Raw genomic sequence first — 407 nt, 5'->3', positions numbered from 1 at the left:
GCTCCATCCACCCGGGAATGCGGAACCCCAGCAGGTTGGCCGCGAGGCCCGTGGCCGTCGCCACGATCAGCGGATTGCGCGCCAGCTCCTTCAGGAACCCGTGCTGCCCCGCGCGCGCCATCGGCCACACCGCGGCGATGTTGAAGAGCGGCACGCACACGCCGATCAGCACCGCGATCATCTGCAGCCCCTGCGCCCCCGCCAGCCGCTCGGCCAGCGCCAGGCCGATGAAGGAGTTGAAGCGGAAGGCGACCTGCGCACTGGCGGCGTGGTCGCGCGTGTCGATGCGGCCCGCCAGTCCGGGCAGGCGCGGCAGCAGGTAGGCCAGCCCGATGCCGCACAGACCCGTGAGCACGCCCGCGCCGATCAGGCCCGACGCCTCGCCCACGCGGATCGGGCTGCGCACG

At 73.5% G+C, this 407-nt stretch carries 1 protein-coding gene; it reads right to left on the bottom strand.

Going from position 1 to position 407, the window contains the following annotated elements:
- A partial coding sequence (locus FJV41_RS57595) for an AEC family transporter (protein WP_220138059.1) occupies window positions 1-407 on the bottom strand: 407 nt, incomplete at both ends.

Origin of the sequence: Myxococcus llanfairpwllgwyngyllgogerychwyrndrobwllllantysiliogogogochensis (assembly GCF_006636215.1) — a bacterium.
GTDB lineage: Bacteria > Myxococcota > Myxococcia > Myxococcales > Myxococcaceae > Myxococcus > Myxococcus llanfairpwllgwyngyllgogerychwyrndrobwllllantysiliogogogochensis.
This window is presented reverse-complemented; position numbering and strand designations above follow the sequence as displayed.